The sequence below is a fragment of the Bradyrhizobium sp. 132 genome (assembly GCF_023074185.1).
Classification (GTDB): Bacteria; Pseudomonadota; Alphaproteobacteria; order Rhizobiales; family Xanthobacteraceae; genus Bradyrhizobium.
The window spans coordinates 1-1,459 of record NZ_JADPKY010000010.1; the positions used below are offsets into that span (position 1 = coordinate 1).

General features: G+C 61.9%; 1 protein-coding gene. It reads left to right on the forward strand.

Going from position 1 to position 1,459, the window contains the following annotated elements:
• The first annotated feature begins 139 nt into the window (after positions 1–139).
• Positions 140–1,450 (forward strand): IS4 family transposase, encoded by a 1,311-nt coding sequence (locus tag IVA74_RS00590; protein WP_247338797.1) that lies wholly within the window; start codon positions 140–142, stop codon positions 1,448–1,450.
• Positions 1,451–1,459: the final 9 nt, after the last annotated feature.

The window sequence follows — 1,459 nt, forward strand, 5'->3', positions numbered from 1 at the left end:
TCGAATTCACACATATTGCGGAGGAATTTGATTGCTGATTCCGTGAGTTGAGTGATGATTCGCGGGAGCGAGCGATGTCTGGGATGGATTACGGTCTGGGTCGGTTTGGCGACGCGCGGCTGGAAAAAGGGGGGCGCATTTGCATGCGGCGCTTGTTGCACGGCCGGGCTCGTGCATCCGTCAGCTGGCGCAACGCAACCGCGCGCGTGAGATTCAGTTCACGCGCTTTCTTCGCAACGATGCAGTGACGGCAGAAGAGATCGCCGGCTGCGCGGGAGAACGCACGGCGGGGCGTGCGAGAGGCCGTGATGTGGTCGTGGCGCAGGATACGAGCGAGCTTTCGCTGGGCGGGCAGCGGGCGAAAGCGAATGGCTACGGACCGGTTGGGAAAGGCGGGGCGCTGCGTGGCCTGTTGCTGCATGCAGCTCTGGCGATCGATGCCGGCAACGGTGGGGTGATCGGCCTTGTTGATGCGAAGGTATGGAACCGCACGGGCGGCAAGGCCAAGCATCGACGGTCGCGGACAACGAAACAGAAGGAATCACAACGCTGGCTCGATAGCACGAGGCGCGCGGCGGAGGTTCTGACGGAGGCTGCGACCATCACGGTGGTATCGGACCGGGAAAGCGACATCTACGCGCACTTCGCGTTCCGTCCGTCACGGGCACATCTGATCGTGCGGGCATGCCAGAACCGGCGGATCGAGACGGGCGAGGAGGAGCAGCAGATTGATTTGCTGTTCTCTCATATCGATAGCCTGCCCGAAGCAGGTCGGCTCAAAGTCAACGTCCCCGCGGCTCCGGGACGCAAGGCACGCAGCAGCGAGCTGGCAGTCCGCTTCTCGCCTGTCGCCCTGTGCAAGCCATTGCATGGTGCGGCCGATCTGCCCGAGGCCGTCACCTTGACCATGGTCGATGTGCGCGAGACATCGACAGTGGAGGGCGGCAAGCCGATCCATTGGCGGCTGCTGACGACCCATCCGGTCACAAACCTGGTCGAAGCGCGTCGTATCGTCGATCTCTATCGAATGCGCTGGGTCATCGAAGAATACTTCCACACGCAGAAGACCGGGGGCTTCGATATCGAGGCAGCTGACATCAGCGATCCCGAGGTCATGATCAGGTTCGCCACTGCCGTCGCCGTCGCGGCCGTATCGGTGATGCAACTGGTCAAGGCACGCGACGGCACTACCGGCCAGACCCTGCTTGAAGTCTTCGAGCCTGCCGATCAATCCATCATCGAGGCCGTCTCGGCAAAGCTGGAAGGCAAGACCGAACGGCAAAAGAATGCGCACCCAAAGGGTTCGCTCGCCTTCGCTGCCTGGGTCATTGCCCGCTTAGGCGGATGGGACGGCTACTATGGCAAGCCGGGACCAAAAACCATGCGCTTGGGGCTCGAAGCCCTCCAGCGCATCAAATTTGGCGCCTCACTGCGAATGGCCGATGTGTGAATCCGATAG